Annotated in this window: 14 protein-coding genes; 4 read left to right on the forward strand and 10 right to left on the reverse strand. The window is 67.4% G+C overall.

Annotation, left to right across the window (positions count from 1 at the left end):
- The first annotated feature begins 45 nt into the window (after positions 1–45).
- The 3 genes from C1933_RS15580 (at position 46) to C1933_RS15590 (ending at position 2913) form a co-directional block, all read left to right on the forward strand.
- Positions 46–762 (forward strand): fumarylacetoacetate hydrolase family protein, encoded by a 717-nt coding sequence (locus tag C1933_RS15580; protein WP_108750915.1) that lies wholly within the window; start codon positions 46–48, stop codon positions 760–762.
- Between the two features lie 54 nt (positions 763–816).
- A complete protein-coding gene (mscL, locus tag C1933_RS15585) occupies positions 817–1221 on the forward strand; it encodes a large-conductance mechanosensitive channel protein MscL (protein WP_108753980.1) in 405 nt (134 codons plus the stop codon).
- Positions 1222–1491: 270 nt separating this feature from the next.
- The gene (locus C1933_RS15590) at positions 1492–2913 is read left to right on the forward strand and encodes a M28 family peptidase (protein ID WP_108753981.1); all 1422 of its coding nucleotides are present in this window, start codon (positions 1492–1494) and stop codon (positions 2911–2913) included.
- 152 nt (positions 2914–3065) lie between these two features.
- Here C1933_RS15590 and C1933_RS15595 read toward each other — a convergent pair whose 3' ends face one another.
- From C1933_RS15595 to C1933_RS15640, 10 genes are all read right to left on the reverse strand, one after another.
- Entirely contained in the window at positions 3066–4517 is a 1452-nt protein-coding gene (locus C1933_RS15595) for an alanine/glycine:cation symporter family protein (protein ID WP_108753982.1), read from the reverse strand.
- Between the two features lie 11 nt (positions 4518–4528).
- Positions 4529–5515, reverse strand: a complete 987-nt coding sequence (locus C1933_RS15600; protein WP_108753983.1) for a hypothetical protein — start codon at positions 5513–5515, stop codon at positions 4529–4531.
- Between the two features lie 208 nt (positions 5516–5723).
- On the reverse strand, positions 5724–6566 hold the full coding sequence (locus C1933_RS15605; protein ID WP_108753984.1) for a TrmH family RNA methyltransferase: 843 nt from the start codon (positions 6564–6566) through the stop codon (positions 5724–5726).
- Positions 6567–8075 carry an alanine/glycine:cation symporter family protein gene (locus C1933_RS15610; RefSeq protein ID WP_108753985.1) on the reverse strand — a complete coding sequence of 503 codons (1509 nt, stop codon included), beginning with the start codon at positions 8073–8075 and terminating at the stop codon, positions 6567–6569. It lies immediately after the preceding gene.
- 227 nt (positions 8076–8302) lie between these two features.
- Positions 8303–8899, reverse strand: coding sequence for a GNAT family protein (locus tag C1933_RS15615; protein WP_108753986.1), 597 nt, complete (start codon positions 8897–8899; stop codon positions 8303–8305).
- Positions 8892–12017 carry an efflux RND transporter permease subunit gene (locus C1933_RS15620; protein WP_108753987.1) on the reverse strand — a complete coding sequence of 1042 codons (3126 nt, stop codon included), beginning with the start codon at positions 12015–12017 and terminating at the stop codon, positions 8892–8894. The genes C1933_RS15615 and C1933_RS15620 overlap by 8 nt, the downstream gene beginning before the upstream one ends.
- Positions 12014–13120: an efflux RND transporter periplasmic adaptor subunit gene (locus C1933_RS15625; RefSeq protein ID WP_108753988.1), complete on the reverse strand. Its 1107-nt coding sequence runs from the start codon at positions 13118–13120 to the stop codon at positions 12014–12016. Before C1933_RS15625 ends, C1933_RS15620 begins: the two co-directional genes overlap by 4 nt.
- 299 nt (positions 13121–13419) lie before the next feature.
- Positions 13420–15486 (reverse strand): TonB-dependent copper receptor, encoded by a 2067-nt coding sequence (locus C1933_RS15630; RefSeq protein WP_108753989.1) that lies wholly within the window; start codon positions 15484–15486, stop codon positions 13420–13422.
- A gap of 72 nt (positions 15487–15558) precedes the next feature.
- The gene (locus tag C1933_RS15635) at positions 15559–15996 is read right to left on the reverse strand and encodes a DUF2946 family protein (RefSeq protein WP_108753990.1); all 438 of its coding nucleotides are present in this window, start codon (positions 15994–15996) and stop codon (positions 15559–15561) included.
- A 685-nt stretch (positions 15997–16681) separates the two neighbouring features.
- Entirely contained in the window at positions 16682–17665 is a 984-nt protein-coding gene (locus tag C1933_RS15640; RefSeq protein WP_108751644.1) for a LysR family transcriptional regulator, read from the reverse strand.
- A gap of 207 nt (positions 17666–17872) precedes the next feature.
- On the opposite strand from C1933_RS15640, the gene cysK reads away from it, so the two are divergent.
- Complete coding sequence (gene cysK, locus C1933_RS15645) at positions 17873–18832, forward strand: cysteine synthase A (protein ID WP_108753991.1); 960 nt, start codon at positions 17873–17875, stop codon at positions 18830–18832.
- The last annotated feature ends 254 nt before the right edge of the window (positions 18833–19086 follow it).

Here is a 19086-nt window from a genome sequence, read left to right on the forward strand (position 1 = left end):
AGCGTTAAGTTCTAGACTGCGGGCACGCCCTTCCTGGATGTCCGCATGTCCGATGTTTCCGATGTGATTGCCGCCCCCGCCGTGCCCCGCGTTCCCGTGGTGGGCGGTGGCAGCTTCCCCGTGCACCGCGTGTACTGCGTGGGCCGCAACTTCGCCGACCACGCACGCGAAATGGGTGCCGCAGTGCCGGCCGCCGATGATCGCGGCCGGCCGATGTTCTTCACCAAGCCGGCCGATGCCATCGTGGTCGGCCACGACGATGTGATTCCCTACCCGCCGGCCACCGCCAACCTGCACCACGAGGTGGAGCTGGTGGTGGCGATCGGCCGCGATGCACCGGCCGGTGAGCTGGCCGTGGCCGATGCCGACGCACTGGTGTACGGCTATGCCGTGGGCCTGGACCTGACCCGCCGCGACCTGCAGGCCGCCGCCAAGGAAAAGGGCCACCCGTGGGATTCGGCCAAGGGCTTTGATGCCTCCGCGCCGATCAGCGAGATCGTGCATGCCGGCGAAGTGGGTGATCTGGCCGCCCTGAATCTTTCGCTGGAAGTGAACGGCGAAGTGCGCCAGCAATCGCTGCTGGACCAGATGATCTGGAACGTGCCGGAAATCCTGCATGAGTTGTCCAAGCTGTGGCAGCTGCGCGCCGGCGATCTGGTGTTCATGGGCACGCCGTCGGGCGTGGCCGCACTGAAGCCGGGCGACCGTTTCAGCGCACGCCTGGAAAACGTGGCCGAGCGCCACGGCGTCATCGCTGGCTGACATCTGCTGCGTTACCCTGCGCCCTGTCCCCTCGCCCTCTGGAGAAGAACAACAATGGGAATGCTTACCGAGTTCAAGGAATTTGCGATGCGCGGCAACGTCATCGACCTCGCCGTGGGCGTGGTGATTGGCGCAGCCTTCGGCAAGATCGTCACCGCGCTGGTGGAAAAAATCATCATGCCGCCGCTGGGCATGCTGATCGGCAAGGTGGATTTCTCTGACCTGGCGTGGGTGCTTTCACCGGCCAGCATCGGCCCGGATGGCAAGGAGATTCCGGCGGTGGTGATCGGCTACGGCGATTTCCTCAACACGCTGGTGCAGTTCGTCATCGTGGCCTTCGCCATCTTCCTGGTGATCAAGGTGATCAACCGCCTGTCGCGCAAGAAGGAAGCCGCCCCGGCCGCCACGCCGGAAGACGTGCTGCTGCTGCGCGAAATCCGCGACAGCCTGAAGAAATAACGTGCCGGGCGCCGGTGCGCGCCCCGCCCGCCCGTAGAGTCGAGCTTGCTCGACTTCGCTCTTCAGTAGAGTCAAGCTTGCTCGACTGGCCCTTCCAAAGCAGTCGAGCAAGCTCGACTCTACGACAGCACGAAAGCCCCGCCCCGGCGGGGCTTTCGCTTTGCCGCTCATGGCCGGAAAACAGCATTCAGCCCCGGCATGACCTCCCACCCATGCGCGGCGCTGAACGACTGTTAAGCTCCAAGGCTTACACCCTTCCCGGAGCTGTCCATGCGTCGCCGCATTCTTGCCATCGCATCGTCCCTCGCCCTGTTGGCCGCGCCTGCGTTTGCGGCGCCCCGCACCACCACCCTGCCCCCGGCCTCGCTGGCCACGGCCGCGCAGCTGCGCGACCAGGCGCTGGCCGATGACACCGGCTGGAAGGTGGTCGAATCGCTGACCACCGAAATCGGCCCGCGTATTGCCGGCAGCGAGGCCGATGCCCGCGCCGTGGCCTGGGCCGAAGCCAAGTTCAAGGCATTGGGCTTCGACAAGGTCTGGAAGGAACCGGTGACCTTCCCCAAGTGGGAACGCCGCAGTGAACACGCCGCGGTGACCGGCAAGAACCCGCAGCCGCTGCAGATCACCGCGCTGGGCGGCAGCCCCGGCGGCACCGTGGAAGCCGAGGTGGTGCGCTTTGCCGACCTGGCCGCCCTGCAGGCTGCGCCTGCCGGTTCGCTGAAGGGCAAGATCGCCTTCGTCGATTACCAGATGCTGCCGTTCCGCGATGGCCGCGACTACGGCCGTGGTGGCGCGATCCGCAGCAAGGGCCCGTCCGAGGCCATCCGCAAGGGTGCGGTGGGCTTCCTGATGCGCTCGGCCGGTACCGATTCGCACCGCGTGCCGCACACCGGCATCACCCGCTTCGACGATGGCCTGACCCCGGTGCCGTCGGCCGCGCTGTCGGTGCCCGATGCCGACCAGCTGGCCCGCCTGCTGGCCCGTGGCAGCACCACGGTGAAGGTGGCGCTGGACTGCGGCTGGGATGGCACGGCCACCTCGTACAACGTGATCGGTGAGATCACCGGGCGCAGCCTGCCCAAGGAAGTGGTGGTGATTGGCGGCCATCTGGATTCGTGGGACCTGGGTACCGGCGCGGTGGATGATGGCGCCGGCGTGGGCATCACCATGGCCGCCGGCCATCTGATCGGCCAGCTGAAGCAGGCACCCAAGCGCACGATCCGGGTGATCGCCTTCGCCAACGAGGAACAGGGTCTGTACGGCGGCAAGGCCTATGCCGAAGCACACGCCAAGGACGTGACCCTGCACCAGCTGGCTGCCGAGAGCGACTTCGGTGCCGGGCGCATCTATGCGTTCAACACCGGTTCGCCGAACCCGGAAGGGTCGCGCGAGGCGACCAAGCAGATTGCCGAGGTGATGAAGCCGCTGGGCATCGAGTACCAGGCCGACAAGGGCGGCCCGGGCCCGGACGTGGGCCCGCTGGCGGCCAAGGGCGGCGCATGGGCGTGGCTGGCACAGGATGGGTCGGACTATTTCCACCTGCACCACACCGCCGACGACACCCTGGACAAGATCGACCCGAAGGCGCTGGCGCAGAACGTGGCCGCGTACACCGTGTTCGCGTACCTGGCCGCCGAAGCCGATGGCAGCTTTGGCAGTGAGGCCAAGGCGACGGTTCCGCCGAACGAGTGATGCGGTAGCGCCGGGGCAAGAGCGGTGCGAACCAAGGTTCGCACCCACCAGGCAAGAGCATGGCCCGACGGTAGCGCCGGGCCATGCCCGGCGATCACCGCGGCAACAGCCGTGCGAACCAAGGTTCGCACCTACCAAGCGATTGCGTGGGATCAGCCTTCCCAGACCCGCGTGTTGCGTACGCCGATCTTCTGCGGGTTGAACAACGGATCGCGCTTGTTGCGCTTCTGCAGCTCGTAATCGCGAAGGGCGGCCAGCGCGGGCTTCTGCAGCAGTACGATGGCGATGATGTTCAACCAGCTCATCATGCCCACGCCGATATCGCCCAGCGACCAGGCCACGGTGGCGCTGTTCATGGCCGAATAGCCGGTGGCGGCCAGGAACAACAGTTGGAACACCCCCATCACCCACGGGCTGGGGCGGTCGCGGCACAGGTAGCTGACGTTGGTTTCGGCCATGTAGTACAGCGCCAGGATGGTGGTGAACGCGAACGGCAGAATCGCCAGCGCCACGAACGAGCGACCGAAGCCAGGCAATGCCGATTCCACCGCGTGCTGTACGAAGCGCGGCCCGGCCTCCACGCCCGGCAGATTGCCCAGCAGCAGCCGCGCCTCATCGGGAATGCCGTTCACCGCTGGGTCGTACACGTTGTACAGGCCGGTGGACAGGATCAGGAAGGCGGTAGCGCTGCACACCACCAAGGTGTCGATGTAGACCGAGAACGACTGCACCAGGCCTTGCTTCACCGGATGGGACACCTCTGCGGCAGCGGCCGGATGCGCGCCACTGCCCATGCCCGCTTCGTTGGACAGCACGCCACGGCGCACGCCCCACTGGATGGCCGTGCCGATCATCGCGCCGAAGGCCGCATCCACACCGAAGGCGCTGCGCACCACCAGCAGGATGACCTCGGGCAGCTTGTCCGCATTGATGACCATGACCACGGCGGTCACGCCCAGATAGGCCACGGCCATGATCGGCACTACCCATTCGGCCACGCGCGCAATGCGGCGCACGCCGCCGAACAGCACCACGGCCAGCACCACCAGCAGTACGCCCGTGGTCGCGGCCACCGGCACGTTCCAGGCTTCGTTCACCGCGCTGGTGATGGCGTTGGACTGGGTACCGGCCAGCATCGCCCCGGCCATCACCGTGACCACCGCGAACAGCACCGCATACCAGCGCTGGCCCAGGCCCTTTTCGATGTAGTACGCCGGCCCACCGCGGTACTGGCCCTTGCCGTCGCGGTCCTTGTAGATCTGCGCCAGGGTGGATTCGATGAAGGCGCTGGATGCGCCCAGGAACGCCACGATCCACATCCAGAAGATGGCCCCCGGGCCGCCGAACGCGATGGCCATGGCCACACCGGCGATGTTGCCCACGCCCACCCGGCTGGACAGCGACAACGACAAGGCCTGGAACGGCGACACGCCTGCGTCGGAACGTTCATGGCGGAACATCAGGCGCAGCATGTCCGGCAGCGCGCGCAGCTGGATGAAACGGGTGCGGATGCTGAAGTACAGCCCGGCCAGCAGGCACAGCATCACCAGCAGCGGGCTCCAGACCACGCCCAGCACGCTGTTGACGATGGATTCGACAGTCATGGCGTGCCCCCTTAGAAGAACATGCCCAGGGCGACCTGGGGGCTGATGATGCGGCCGCTGTTGCGCCCGGCCACGGTCACTTCCACGCCGGCGATCAGCCCCAGCGAGGGGCTGAAGTGGTACTCCACCGCCGGCGCCAGGGTGAGGTTGCGGCTGGCCGGGCGACGCTCGTCGATGCGCCGCACCTGACCATCGGCGCCGGGTGCAAAGCCGGTCAGGCGCTGGCCCGATTCGCGGCTGGCCGCGAACTCCATGACCCCGACCCAGCGCGAATTGAAGCTGTACTCGGCACCGACCGACAGGCCCAGCACCGAGCCTCGCGCGATGTGGCCCTGGAAGCCACGTTCAGTGCCATACACGCTGGCGCCGGAAATGGCCGTGCGCGACGGTGCAGGGCCGGCACTGAACTGCGCGCGCCAGCGCAGCGGCCTGTCGTTGGCCATCCATTCCACCTTCTGCACGCCCAGCGCCAGGGTGGTGCGCTGCACGCCATCGCCCTGCGCATCCAGCGCATTGCCGGTGATGCGGTCGTGGCTGCCGGTGCTGAAGCGCTGCACCAGCGCCAGCGAAACGGCCGGGGTAGTGCCATCGGCACTGGGGGCCTGCAGCAGGTACTGCAGGCGCGCGGTGGTATCGCCGGCGCGGAAGCCGCTACTGTGGGTGCTGCCCGATTCGGCGCGCGAGGCGCTCAGGTTGACCTGGCCGGTGACCCGTTCACTGAAGCCGTAGGCAATGGGCACCACCACCGCCCAGGCGCCGCTGCGTTCATTGCTGCGGTGGCGATCGCCGCTGTCGTCGAAGTACGCCGTGCTGTCCACGCGCACCAGATAGGGTTCGATGTACCAGTGCCCGGCCGCCATGCCGGCGGGATTGGGGGTGATCAGCGGGCCGGTGAAGTTGACGCCTTCCAGGCTGTGTTGCTGGGCCAGCACACTGGCGCTGTGCAGCGTGCAGGCCAGCAGCAGGGCAACGGCAAGGGTAGAACGCGGGTGATGCATGACAGCCACTCCTGGACAACGTGGGATGGACTTCCACCCTGCGTCGCCAGGAACAGCGGACCAATAAGGAAAATTTCAAATCGTCATGCGTGCTTGACGCATTGGCGTGTGGGGCAAGTCTGCAGCCTTGGGGTCAGAGCCCTCGCCTGTGGCGAGGGATCCGACCCCGATCACAGAGGGCCTGCGCGGGCCCCGACCCCATCAGCGGTCAACCGCGACGGCTGGCCCACTGCGCCAGCAGCACTGCCGTGGCGGATGCGACATTCAGGCTTTCCACCGCGCCGCTGCCCGGAATCGACACCTGCTGGTCGCACAGACCGGCCAGTTCGCGGTCCATGCCCTCGCCTTCGGCGCCCATCACGTACACCAGGCGCGACGGCAGGCTCGCACGGAACACGTCTTCGCCGCCGTCCACCAGGGTGGCGGCCAGGCCGAAACCGGCCGCACGCAGCTGCGCCATGGCCTGCGCATCGTCGGGCAACTGCACCAGCGGTACGGCTTCGGCACCGCCTTCGGCCACGCGCGCGGCGGCGCCGGACAGGGCCAGCGTGCTGCCGGCCGGCAGCAGCAGCGCCTTCACCCCGAAGTGCGCGGCCGAACGCAGGATCGCGCCCAGGTTGTGCGGGTTGCCCACGCCATCCAGCCACAGTGCCAGCGCCGGGCCATCACCCACCTGCTGCAGCCACTGCGCCAATTCCAGCGCGGGTGCGCGCAGCACGTCGGCGACCACGCCTTCGTGGTGGGTGGTGCCGGCCAGCTTGTTCAGATCGCCGTCTTCCACCACGCGGTAGCCCACGCGGTTGGCCACGCACCACTTCAACAGCGGCTGCAGGCGCGGAATACGCGCCTCCAGCAGGTACAGCTTGCGCAGTGCCTGCGGGCGGGCTTCGAACGCGGCCAGCACGGCATTCAGGCCGTACAGGCGCAGTTCGTCATTACCACGCCCACCGGCGCCTGCACCACCGCCGCTGCCCTGCCCTTCCGGGCGCGGCAACGGAGTGGCACGCGGCGGACGGGCGGACGGGCGGCGGTTGTTCCAGGGGTTGTTCACTTACACGGTCTCCTGCTTGCGCTGGCGCCAGAAATCGGCGTTCTTGATCCCCAGTGCATCGGGGTCGAACACCGGATCCAGGCCCAGCTTCTTCTGTCGTTCGTAGTCACGCAGGGCCAGCATGGCCGGCTTCTGGATGATGAGGATGGCGATGATGTTCAGCCAGGCCATCAGGCCCACGCCGATGTCACCCAGCGCCCAGGCCAGGGTGGCGTTGTGGAAGGCACCGAACACGACCATGGCCAGGATGCCCAGGCGCAGCACCAGCACGGTGAGCGGGCGCTTCTTGTTGTGGTTCACATAGCTGAGGTTGGTCTCGGCCATGTAGTAGTACGCCATGATGGTGGTGAAGGCGAAGAAGAAGATGGCGATGGACACGAAGGCCGAACCCCAGCCCGGCAGCACCGCTTCCACGCCCGCCTGCGCATAGCCGGCGCCTTCGGGAATGCCGGCCAGGCCCTGGAAGATCGGGGCGGCGCCTTCCACCGGCGAATAGACGTTGTAGGTGCCGCTGGCCAGGATCAGGAAGGCGGTGGCGGTGCACACCATCATGGTGTCGAAGTAGATGGCGAAGGCCTGCACGTAGCCCTGCTTGGCCGGGTGCGAGACTTCCGAGGCCGCCGCGGCGTGCGGGCCCGAACCCTGGCCGGCTTCGTTGGCGTAGATGCCGCGCTTGATGCCCCACTCGATGGCCAGGCCCATCATGGCGCCGAACGCCGCATGAGTACCGAAGGCGCTGTCGAAGATGATGCCGAACATTTCCGGCACGCGGTCGGCGTTGATGATCATGATGACGATGGCCATCAGGATGAAGCCGGCGGCCATGAACGGCACCACCACTTCGGCGAAGTTGGCGATGCGCTTGACGCCACCGAAGATGACCACGCCCAGCAGCAGGGCTACCACGATGCCGATGCCCAGCTTCAGCGCCTGCACCTGGTCCATGCCGAAGGCCTGGCCATCCAGCGGACCGCACAGCGCGGTGCCACGGCAGGCGTTGATGACGCTGTCAGCGATGGCATTGGCCTGCACGCCCGGCATCAGGAAGCCGGCCGCGATGATCGTGGCACCGGCGAAGGCCAGGGCGTACCACTTCAGGCCCATCGCCTTTTCGATGTAGTAGGCCGGGCCACCGCGGTAGCGGCCTTCGGCGTCCTTGGTCTTGTAGATCTGCGCCAGGGTGCATTCCACGTACGAGGTGGACGCGCCGAGGAAGCCCATCACCCACATCCAGAAGATCGCACCGGGGCCGCCGAAGGCGATGGCGGTGGCCACGCCGGCGATGTTGCCGATGCCCATGCGGCCGGCCATGGACATGGCCAGGGCCTGGAAGGACGACACGCCGGCGTCGGATTTCTCACCCTTCACGGTCAGGCGGCACATCTCGAAGAAGCCGCGCAGCTGCATGAAGCGCGTGCGCAGGCTGAAGAACAGGCCGGCGCCCAGGCACACCACGATCAGTGCCTTGCTCCAGATGATGCTGTTGATGAAATGTACGGTTGCTTCCACGCGCGCTCTCTCCAGTCGGCGGGTTGGGGGACGTCCCGTCGGCTGGAAGGGACGGCACCGATTCTCCCTGATCGCGGACCGGGGCGATAGCGGCAGAAGCAATCCGCCGGGCATGGCCCGGCGCTACCCGCGGCGGAATCGGTAGCGCCGGGCCGTGCGCGGCGAGCGCAGCGGCTAGAGCGGTGCGAACCAAGGTTCGCACCCACCAGACGGTGCCCCCTGGCCGTTCAGGGCAGCTGGCTGCGCACCCGGGCGAAACGGCGCAGGTCGTGCAGTTGGCCGCGCTTGTAGACCGCGCAGCGGGCCGTGCCCTCTTCGCTGAAACCGTTGGCCAGCAGCACGCGGGCCGAGCCTTCGTTGAAATCCAGGACTTCGGCCTGCAGTCTGAACAGGCGCAGCTCGTCCATCACCCAGGGCGCGAACAGGGCCACCACGCGGGTCATCACGCCCTGCCCCCAATGCGCCCTGCCCAGCCAATACCCCAATTCGGCACTGTGCCCGCGTTCTGCGCTGCCCGGCTGGGCGCCCACGCTGCCGCAGGCCTGGCCGTCGATTTCAATGGCCAGGTTCAGCGTGCTGGCCGCCAGCACGCGGCCGGCCAGGAAGGCCAGGCCGTCGTCGCGGGTGTACGGGTACGGGAAGCGGTCGCGCAGGCCGCGCGATACCTCGGGGTCGTTGGCGTGCTGCAGCAGCGATTCCAGGTCGTTGGGGTGCCAGGGGCGCAGAACGAAACCTTGCCCTTCCAGGCATGGGGTCAGAGCCCTTTCCCGTTGGGAAAGGGATCCGACCCCGTCCGGCACCCCGTCGGCGTGCCGGTCAGGCATGGCCGCCGACCGAGGGCGATTCGGCTTCCTGCTTCTCCAGTTCGCGCTTCACCGCTTCCGGCGAACGGGTGTACGGGGCCAGGCGCGCATAGAACGCCGGCACCACGAACAGTGACAGGAAGGTGGACAGGGTGACGCCGAAGATGATCACGATGCCGATGGTGCCACGGCTGGCCGAGCCGGGGCCACCGGCCACCACCAGCGGAATGGCACCGACCACGGTGGCGATCGAGGTCATCAGGATCGGGCGCAGGCGCACCATGGCCGATTCGATGATGGCCTGCCGCACGGTGCGCCCGTCATCGCGCAGCTGGTTGGCGAATTCCACGATCAGGATGCCGTTCTTCGCGGCCAGGCCGACCAGCATCACGATGCCGATCTGACTGAACAGGTTCAACGTGCCGCCGCTCACCCACAGGCCGACGAGCGCGCCGAGCACGCCCAGTGGCACGGTCAGCATGATGGTGAGCGGATGGATGAAGCTTTCAAACTGCGCGGCCAGCACCAGGTACACCACCAGCAGGGCCATGGCGAAGGTGAGCAGCACCGCGCCGCCGGCGCTCTGGTATTCGCGCGATTCGCCCTTCCAGTTGATCTGCGCGTACTGCGGCAGTTCTTCGCGGCTGACCTGCTGCGCCCAGGCGATGGCTTCACCCAGCGGGTAGCCCGGCGCCAGGCCGGCGCTGATGGTGATCGAGCGCAGGCGGTTGAAGCGGTTCAGCGTGCCCGCTTCGGCCACTTCGCTCAGCGTGACCAGGTTGGACAGCGGCACCAGTTCGCCGGAGTTGGCGCGCACGCGGATCGCGGCCAGGTCGGCCGGGCTGGCGCGGCCCTCGCGGCCGGCCTGCACCAGCACGTCGTACTCTTCGCCGTTGTCAACGAAGGTGGTGACGCGGCGCGAACCCATCATGGTTTCCAGCGCCGAACCAATGGCGGTGACCGGCACACCCAGGTCGGCCGCACGCTGGCGGTCGATGTTCACCCGCATCTGCGGGCGGGTTTCCTTGTAGTCCGAATCGGGGCCGACCAGACCGGGGTTGTCGGCCATGCGCAGCAGGATGCGGTCGCGCCACTGGGCGATTTCCGCGTATTCCGGCCCGCCCAGCACGATCTGGAACGGCTGCCCGCCACTGCGCACCAGGCCGCCACCGACCTGGGTACGCACGCGCACGCCACGCAGGGTGTCCAGTTCCTTCTGCAGTTCGTTGGCCACGTCCACGGTGTTTTCGCTGCGCTGGCGCCACGGCTGCAGGAACACGCTTACGCGGCCGGTGTGCATTTCCTCGCTGGCACCGAAGCCGCCGGGCACGCGCGGGTTGGCACGGGCGATGGTCTTGTCGGCGCCCACGTGCGGGGCCAGCAGCGCTTCCACCTGCTGCACCTGCTGCACGGTGTAGTCGTAGCCGGCGCCTTCGGGGCCGTCGATCATGATCTGGAACGAACCGCGGTCTTCGGCCGGTGCCAGTTCCGAGGGCAGGATCTTCATCAGCCCCCAGGTGGCCAGCAGCGCAGCGGCCATCACCACCAGGTAGATCCAGGTGCGATCCACGTGATGATCCAGCACGCGACCATAGCCGGCGGCCAGGCGGTCCAGGTTGCGGTTGATGAAGCCATGCAGGCCGCGCGGTGCCTGCCCGGTATGCGGCTTCAGCAGCTTGGAAGCCATCATCGGGGTAAGCGTGAGGGCCACGAACGCCGACAGCGCCACCGCCGCGGCCAGCGCCACCGCCAGTTCACGGAACAGGCGCCCGGTATTGCCTTCCAGGAAGCCCACCGGCAGGAACACGGCCACCAGCACAGCGGTGGTGGCGATGACCGCGAAGGCGACCTGGGTGGTGCCGCGCTTGGACGCCACCAGCGGTGGTTCGCCCAGGTCGATGCGGCGCTGCACGTTTTCCACCACCACGATCGCATCGTCCACCACCAGACCGATACACAGCACCAGCGCCAGCAGAGTGAGCAGGTTGATCGAGAAATCGAAGGCGTACAGCGCAATGAACGCTGCGACCAGACACACCGGCACCGTCACCGCCGGAATCAATGCGGCACGGAAGCTGCCCAGGAACAGCCAGATGACCGCCAGCACCAGCAGCATCGCTTCCACCAGCGTGGCGTAGACGCGGTCCACCGCCGCTTCGATGAAGGTGGTGTTGTCGAAGGTGACCACGATCTGCGTGCCTTCAGGCAGCGTGGCGGCGACCTTTTCTGCTTCAGCGCGCGCGGCGCGGGCCACGTCCAGCGAGTTGGCAGTGGAGGTTTTGACGATGCCCAGGCCCACGCCCGGTTCGCCGTTGCTGCGGAAATAGGCGCGGCGTTCGGCCGAGGCCAGTTCGATCTTGGCCACGTCGCCCATGCGCACCACGTAGCCGTCGGCGCCCTTGCCCAGCGGGATGGTGGCGAAGTCTTCGGGTTTGACGTAGTTGCGCTCCACGCGCAGGGTGAAATCGCGGTCGGCCGATTCAATGCGGCCAGCAGGCAGTTCCACGTTCTCGTTGCGCAGGGCGGTTTCCACATCGCCCGTGGTCAGCCCGCGCGCGGCCAACTGGTCGCGGTCCAGCCAGATGCGCATGGCATAGCGCTGGCGGCCACCAATACGCACCTGGGCCACGCCGTCCAGGCTGGAAAAGCGATCAACCACGTAGCGGTCGGCGTAATCACTCAGTTCCAGCGTGTCCATGGTGGTGGAGGACATGTTGAACCAGATGATCGGATCGGCATCGCTTTCCACCTTGGCGATTTCCGGCGGGCGCGCCTCTTCGGGCATGCGGTCGGCCACCCGGCTTACCGCATCGCGCACGTCGTTGGCGGCCGCTTCGATATCGCGGTTGGAGGTGAATTCGATGCTGACCTGTGAGCGCCCGTTGGTGCTGCGCGCGTTGATGGTGTCGATACCTTCGATACCGGCCAGCGCGTCTTCCAGCACCTGGGTGATGCGGCTTTCGATGACCGCCGCCGACGCGCCGGTGTAATCCACCGACACCGAGACGATGGGCGGATCGATGGCCGGCAGTTCGCGCAGGGTCAGGCGAGTGAAGGACATGATGCCCAGCACCAGCAGCAGCAGGCTCATCACCACGGCAAACACCGGCCGCTGGATGGAGATGTCCGAAAGCTTCATCCGCCCTGGCCCTCGGCGGCGGCCGGGGTGGTTTCAGACGGCGCCTGCGCATCGTTGGCGGCGGCCGCGTTGGATGCCGCCACCTTCAGACCCGGGCGCAGCTTGCCGGTGCCATCAACCACGATGCGCTGCCCAGGCTCCAGGCCCTGGCGGATTTCCACCACGCCCGAGCGGCGCGCACCGATCACCACGTCGGCACGTTCCACCGTGTCGTCGCTCTTCAGGCGGTACACATACGAATCGCGCCCGACCTGCACCACCGCGATTTCCGGCACCACCAGTGCCGGGCGCTCGGGGCGGAACAGGCGCACATCCAGCAGCATGCCGGGACGCAGCGCGTGGTCGGCATTGGCAAAATCGGCGCGCACGGTCACCGCACGGGTGGCCGGATCGATGCGCGCATCGATGGTGCTCACCTCGCCTTCGAAGGTGCGGCCGGGCCAGGCCACGCTGGTGGCGCTGACCTTGTCACCCGTGGACAGCGCGGCCAGCTCCACTTCCGGCACCTGGAAATCGACGTGCATGCGCTCGATGTCATCCAGCGTGGCGATGACCGTGGTGGGCGTGACCAGCGAGCCGGGGCTGACCTGGCGGATGCCGAGCACGCCGGCAAACGGTGCGCGCACGCGGCGGTCACCGATTTCCGACTGCATTTCCGCCACGCGCGCTTCGGCCGCATCGCGGATCGCTTTCTGCGTGTCCAGCGTGGCACTGGACACCAGGCGCTGGGTGGCCAGTTCACGCTGGCGCTTGTACAGCTGGTCGGCTTCGGCAAACGTGGCCTGGGCCTGGCTGAGCGCAGCCTGCTGGGCCTGGCCGCGCAGGGTGACGATGGGCGCACCGGCGGCCACCTGCTGGCCGCTTTCGAAATGCACGCGGTCCACGATCTCGCTGACCTTGGCGGTCACACTGATCGATTCGCGCGCCTTGGCCGTGCCCAGCGCCTGCAGCGTGTCGTTCCACTGCGTGGGCTGCACCACCTGCGCGGTGACCGGTACGGCTTCACCCTGCCGGCGTGCGGCAGCCTCCGGCTTGCCTGCACAGCCGGCCAGAAGGGCCAGGCCGAGGCCAAGGGCCAGGGGGGAAGCGATACGAGCCAACATGCACAGTCCTGATTGATCCACGGCCGCCGAGTGTAGGCACCGCCCCATGAAATCGGTATGTGCCAAGCGTTTACCGGCGTGAAACCTGCCGCGCGATAGCGCCGGGAACCCGTTCCATGCAAGGGTTGCCGCGGCGGTGTCGGTGTATGTCGGGATGTATCCAGCCCGCCCGCACGTGCCGGTGCCATCGTACAGTCAAACCTGCCTGGCTGAGGGCGCCAGGCGGGGGTCGGCCCTGGCGGGGTCCGACCCCGTTTTTTTGCCCGGTGCTTGGGTAGCGCCGGGCCCTGCCCGGCGGATCAATACCGGTAGTTCACCTTCATCCACAGGCTGCGCCCGGGCTCGTTAATGCGTACCGGATCGGCCGGGAAGCCGAAGTCGGCGCTGCCGGCCAGGTTCAGGTGTTCGCTGTAGGCGCGATCAAACAGATTGTCTACGCCAGCACTGAGCTGCAGTTGCGCGCTGAAGCGATAAGCGGCATTGAGCGCGAAGGTGGCAAAGCCCGCGCTGGGGCCCAGATCCTGCGCCACCACATTGCCCTGCCCTGCGGCCACCCGATGCTGGGCGGTGACCGCACGCAGCAGGGCGCCGGCACTCCAGCGCTGGCCCTGCCAATCGGCGCTCAGGCGCGCTTCCAGCGGCGGCATCTGCGGCAACGGGCGGTGTGCATCGCGATTTTCGCCCCAGGCATACGCCAGGGTACTGCCCAACGACCACTGCTCGTCCAACTGCAGTTTCAGCCCGGCTTCGGCACCGGCGATGCGCGCATCGACGTTGTCGGCCTGGCTGCTGCTGCCCATCATGCCGCCACTGCGGTAGGTGAACAGGATGTAGTCCTGGATCTGCCCGGCGTAGGCCGACACCCAGGCCTGCACCCGCGGCCCGTTGTACTGCACACCCACGTCGAGCTGGGTGGTGCGTTCGGGCTGGATGCCGGCGAAGGCATTCACGCTGCCAGCCGGTCCGGCATCGGGCGAGAACAGTTCCCAGTAATCCGGCATGCGCTCGCTGTGCCCCAACCCGGCGTAGGCAGTCAGGCCCTGGGCCAGGTCCTGTTCGTAGCGCAGGAAGCCGCTGCCCAACCACTGCCGGCGCTGCTGCCCGGCGGTGGGGTTGGGCATGTCCATCATCATGCCGCTGATCTGCGCGCGCGTATCGCGCACGCGTGCACGGTCGATGCGCAGGCCGCTGATCCAGCGCTGCGCGGTGTCGGCGCCCAGGGTCAGTTCGGTGAACACGCCCTGCCGCTCGAAGTCGGCATCACGGCTCCAGGCCGCGTTCTGGTAGGTGTTGCGGCCCATGCCCACGCGGCCGCGGTGACGGCTGTCTTCGGCATCCACGCCGGCCACCAGCTGCACGTCCTGCCAGCGCCATTCGGAACTGATGCGGCCGCCCTGGGTGCGCCGGTCGACATTGGAGGCCATCGGCATGGGCATGCTGCTGTGCGGATTGGGCGTGCGCAGCGTGTAGTTGTCCATCACGTGGTCGGCTTCGTTGTAGTACACGTTGGCCTGCAACGTGTCCCACGCACCGGGCAGGTTGCGCTTCTCGAAGCGCGCACCGAAGGTGGTGCGCTCGAAGGCGGCACCGTCCATGCCGCGGCCGGCATAGCGCGCGATGGCATCGCCGGCGCCGGCGGACACTTCCAGCAGCGTATCGGCATCGGGCGTCCAGCCCAGCGCCACATCACCGTTCCACTTGCGCCACTTCGAGGGCACTACGGCACTGTGGCCATCCTTGTAGTCATCGGCTTCGGAACGGTTGCCGCTGGCGCGCACATAGCCGCTGGGGTTGCCCACGGTCAGGTCCAGCACCTGGTCGTTGCGGTTGCGCGAGCCGACCAGCGCACTGGCATCGGCGCGCAGGCCCGGCGCCTCGAAGCGCGGCGTATCACGTTCGAAACGGATGGTGCCGGCCGAGGCGCCCGCACCCCAGCGCACGCTCTGCGGGCCCTTGATGATGGTCAGCCGGTCGAAGCTTTCCGGCGCGATGTAGGACAGCGGATTGTCCATGCGCGAGGGGCATGCGCCGATCAGGTTGCCATCGTTGCTGAGGATGTTCAGGCGCGAACCGAACATGCCGCGCAGCACCGGGTCGCCATTGGTGCCGCCGTTGCGGATGGCGGAAAAACCGGGAACGGTCTTCAGGTAATCGGCACCATCACTGGCCGGCACCGGCTGCCGCGGCAGCCGCGGATCGGTCACCCAGTGCAGTGGCGAAGAGGGTGCAGCGGCGGTCACCACCAGGGTATCGAGGGTGCGCGCTTCATCGGCGGGCGCGGCATGGGCCAGCGAAGCGGCCACCGCGAGGCCAAGGGCAACCGGCAGGCGCGCGGATGCGCCCGCGGGGCGGGACAGGTTTTTCATGCAGACAACTCCAAGGTACGCACGCGCGCACGGCGCCCGGTCAGGCGTCGTGCGGCGGATTGATTGGGAAATTCAGCGGACGATGGAGCGCAGCGGTGGGCCGCGCGCGGCATGCGCGGGCCAGTGTTGGAGTGGTAGCAGGGGCAGCAGCGGCGCGAACAGCATGCGCGGCCGCCACAGCAGTGGCACCAGCAGAAGTGCTACGGCCAGCCACGGCAACAGACGCATGGCCAGCACGCAGTACTCGCAGGCCTCGCCGTGCATGGCATGTGGATCGGCCGGCGGGGTTGAATCCGGTTGCGCATGCAGCGCGCCGTGTTCTTCAGCCAGGCTGCCGTGATGCATATGGGCATGCATGGCCGGCGACATCTGATCCATCTGCGCATGCGCAGGCGCATGATGCTCGGGCGCCTGCAGCGCGCGGCTGACCAGCGGCGCAAGCACCATCAGCAGCGTTGCCACGAAGGCAAGCTGCAGCAGGAGGCGTTGCGGGCGCGACAAGCGGTTCACCGCGCTAGTGTAGAGCCCGGTCCAGGGTTGGCCGTGCGACGAACCGTCGCAGGTGCTGGGGGTTTTTGGCAGGGCTGCGCCCTGCACCTGCTTGATGCAACGGCAACGGCAACGTCAACGTCAAGAGCGGGCATTCCGTGGGATGGCGGGGTGGGTCCGGTTGCGGGGGACGCCGCAAGTACGTCCTTGCAGGCTTGGCCGCGGCTTGCTCGTGTGCGCTTTCCTGCACACACGGCAAGACTGGGGTTGGGCGTCCTGCCCAACCCGCCCGAGGCATGCCTCGGGCCCATGCCGCGGACACCCCCGCAACCGGACCCACCCCGCCTTCGACAGTTGGCCGCGATCTGGCGGAAGGGCACGGCGCTCTGCCCCGGTAGGTGTCGACCTTGGTCGACACGGATGAATCCATTCGGTATCTGACAGATGTGTCGACCAAGGTCGACACCTACCAGAGCAAAATGCGGTTCCGGCAGATCGCAGGAACCTGTCAGAGGCGGGGCGGTGTGGGTGGGCAGGACCGCAGGCGCCATGGATGGCGCCTACGAGCCCCCATGGACGGGTTTACGGCGTGTCCTGCCCACCCACACCGCCCCGCCATCCCACGGAATGCCGCTTTTGACGTTGAAGTTGACGTTGAAGTTGACGTTGAGCGGGTGCAGGGCGCAGCCCTGCAATGCCCCAACCCTTAGACCGTGATGGTCTGGGTCAGCGATTCCCAGGTGGGGGGCTGCGGCCATGCGGCGGCCTGGTTGCCGTCCAGCACGCGGCGCAGGTCGCGCGGATCGATCTGGGGGGCCAGCACGTGCACCAGTTCCAACGCGTAATCGCGCAGCACACGATCACGCGGCAGCACCGCCCACGCAATGCACTCGGTGATCGGCTCCGGCGCCGGCCACGATTTCAGATCTTCGTCGTAGGCACTGACCGCCATCTCCGCCAGCAACCCCACGCCCAGACCCGTGCGCACATAGGTCTTGATCAGGTCCGCATCCAGCGCCGTCAGTGCCAGATCGGGCACCAGCCCCTGGGCGGCGAACGCACGCTGCAGCGACGAATTCGGACGCGTGGAGGATTCGTAGCTGATCAACGGCTGGCGCGCCAACGCGGCCAGGTCCGGCGCGCGGCCGGCGCGGTCCAGCGGGTGGCCCTTGGGCACCACCACCAACCGGCGCCAGCGGAACAACGGCACGGCAATGCCGTCGGTCGGTTCGCTGCCGGCGGTACTGATGATGGCGATATCGGCATCGCCCTGGTTGAGCCGGTCCAGCGCGTCCGCTTCGCCGGCCTGCTGCAGATGCACGCTTACCTGCGGGTACGCCTGCTTGATCGCCGCCACCGCCGGCGGCAGCACGAAGCGCGCCTGGGTGTGGGTGGTGGTCAGGATCAGCTGGCCCTGGCTTTCGCGCCGCTGGTTGGCGGCATAGGTGCGGATGTTGTTGGCCTCGGCCAGCACCGCGCGGGCGCGGGTGATGACCTCGGTCCCGGCCGGGGTGACCGATTCCAGGCTGCGCCCCTTGCGCACGAACAACAGGAAACCCAGCTCGTCCTCCAGCTGCTTCAGCTGTTTGGACAGGCCGGGCTGGGTGGCGTGCACGCGCGAGGCGGCGAGCGTGATGTTCAGCTCGGCATCGGCGATGGCGACCAGGTAGCGCAGCTGGGTGAGCGTCATGGCGGGTAGGCGGCGGGGGCGGAGGTCCACTCTAGGGTCAATTCCCGTCACCAGCTTATAACCAAAGGTTGTTTAAGAAAGGTATCTGGTCATTTCCGGGTGTCATATGCCGGCGCTACGGTCAGCCGGCAGCCGCTGGCCTGGACGGCCAGCCCTCCCCTCTTCCGCCCGCCGCAGCCCGGCGCGGCCTGCTTCTGGAGCGCTTCCATGGCCCTGTACGACTCCATCCTGGACACCATCGGCAATACCCCCATCGTCAAGCTGCAGCGCCTGGCGCCGCAGGGCGTGACCCTGTACGCCAAGGTCGAATCGTTCAATCCGGGCGGTTCGGTGAAGGACCGCCTGGCGCTGGCCATCATCCTGGACGCCGAAGCGCGCGGCCTGCTCAAGCCCGGCGACACCATCGTGGAGGCCACCTCGGGCAATACCGGCGTGGCACTGGCCATGGTCGCTGCCGCCCGCGGCTACAAGTTCGTGGCCACCATGGTGGAAACCTTCTCCATCGAACGCCGCAAGCTGATGCGCGCCTACGGTGCCAAGGTGATCCTGACCCCGGCCGCCGAACGCGGCAGCGGCATGGTGCGCAAGGCGCGCGAGCTGGCCGAACAGCATGGCTGGTTCCTGGCCAGCCAGTTCGCCAACCCGGCCAACCCGGCCTACCACCGCAACACCACCGCCGCGGAAATCCTGCGCGACTTCGCTGGCAAGCGCCTGGATTACTTCGTGAGCGGCTGGGGCACCGGCGGCACGCTTACCGGTGTGGGCGAAGTGCTGAAGGTGGCACGCCCGCAGACGCGCATCGTGGCCACCGAACCGGCCGGCGCCGCGTTGCTGAAGGGCGATGACTGGAGGCCGCACAAGATTCAGGGCTGGACGCCGGATTTCGTGCCCGATGTACTGAACCGCGATGTGGTGGATGAACTGCTGACCGTGGAAGACGAACGCGCCATCGCCACCGCGCGCCGTCTGGCCGCCGAGGAAGGTCTGTTCGTGGGCATCTCGGCCGGTGCCACCGTGGCCAGCGCGCTGGATGTGGCCAGCCGTGCCGAGGCGGGCTCGGTCATCCTGGCGATGCTGCCCGATACCGGTGAACGCTACTTCTCCACGCCGCTGTTTGCCGATGTGAACGAAGGGTCCGACGACGACTGGCTGGCCGGCCTGCCGTAAGCGGTGCGGGGTCGGATCTCTTTCCCGCAGGGAAAGGGCTCTGACCCCACCGGCGTGGCGCAATGATGGGGGTCAGAGCCTTTTCCATGCGGAAAAGGATCTGACCCCTTTCTGCTTCAGCCTGCGTGAAGGTAATTGCCGCCATCGTGCGTGAAGACCGGATCGCAGGTTGTGAGACGGTCATGACGCAGCATCCATGCCCTGTGCCCTACCGTGGGTACAGCCAGCGCGGAGGATGCGCGGAACAACCGACA

Origin of the sequence: Stenotrophomonas sp. ZAC14D2_NAIMI4_6 (assembly GCF_003086875.1) — a bacterium.
Taxonomy (GTDB): domain Bacteria; phylum Pseudomonadota; class Gammaproteobacteria; order Xanthomonadales; family Xanthomonadaceae; genus Stenotrophomonas.

Bases quoted from the DNA above. Each gene is read 5' to 3' on its own strand.
- C1933_RS15580 (WP_108750915.1), top strand. From the start codon at position 46: ATGTCCGATGTTTCCGATGTGATTGCCGCCCCCGCCGTGCCCCGCGTT.
- C1933_RS15640 (WP_108751644.1), bottom strand. From the start codon at position 17,665: ATGACGCTCACCCAGCTGCGCTACCTGGTCGCCATCGCCGATGCCGAG.
- C1933_RS15595 (WP_108753982.1), bottom strand. From the start codon at position 4,517: ATGACTGTCGAATCCATCGTCAACAGCGTGCTGGGCGTGGTCTGGAGC.
- C1933_RS15615 (WP_108753986.1), bottom strand. From the start codon at position 8,899: ATGCCTGACCGGCACGCCGACGGGGTGCCGGACGGGGTCGGATCCCTT.
- C1933_RS15600 (WP_108753983.1), bottom strand. From the start codon at position 5,515: ATGCATCACCCGCGTTCTACCCTTGCCGTTGCCCTGCTGCTGGCCTGC.
- C1933_RS15625 (WP_108753988.1), bottom strand. From the start codon at position 13,120: ATGTTGGCTCGTATCGCTTCCCCCCTGGCCCTTGGCCTCGGCCTGGCC.
- C1933_RS15630 (WP_108753989.1), bottom strand. From the start codon at position 15,486: ATGAAAAACCTGTCCCGCCCCGCGGGCGCATCCGCGCGCCTGCCGGTT.
- C1933_RS15620 (WP_108753987.1), bottom strand. From the start codon at position 12,017: ATGAAGCTTTCGGACATCTCCATCCAGCGGCCGGTGTTTGCCGTGGTG.
- C1933_RS15590 (WP_108753981.1), top strand. From the start codon at position 1,492: ATGCGTCGCCGCATTCTTGCCATCGCATCGTCCCTCGCCCTGTTGGCC.
- mscL (WP_108753980.1), top strand. From the start codon at position 817: ATGGGAATGCTTACCGAGTTCAAGGAATTTGCGATGCGCGGCAACGTC.
- cysK (WP_108753991.1), top strand. From the start codon at position 17,873: ATGGCCCTGTACGACTCCATCCTGGACACCATCGGCAATACCCCCATC.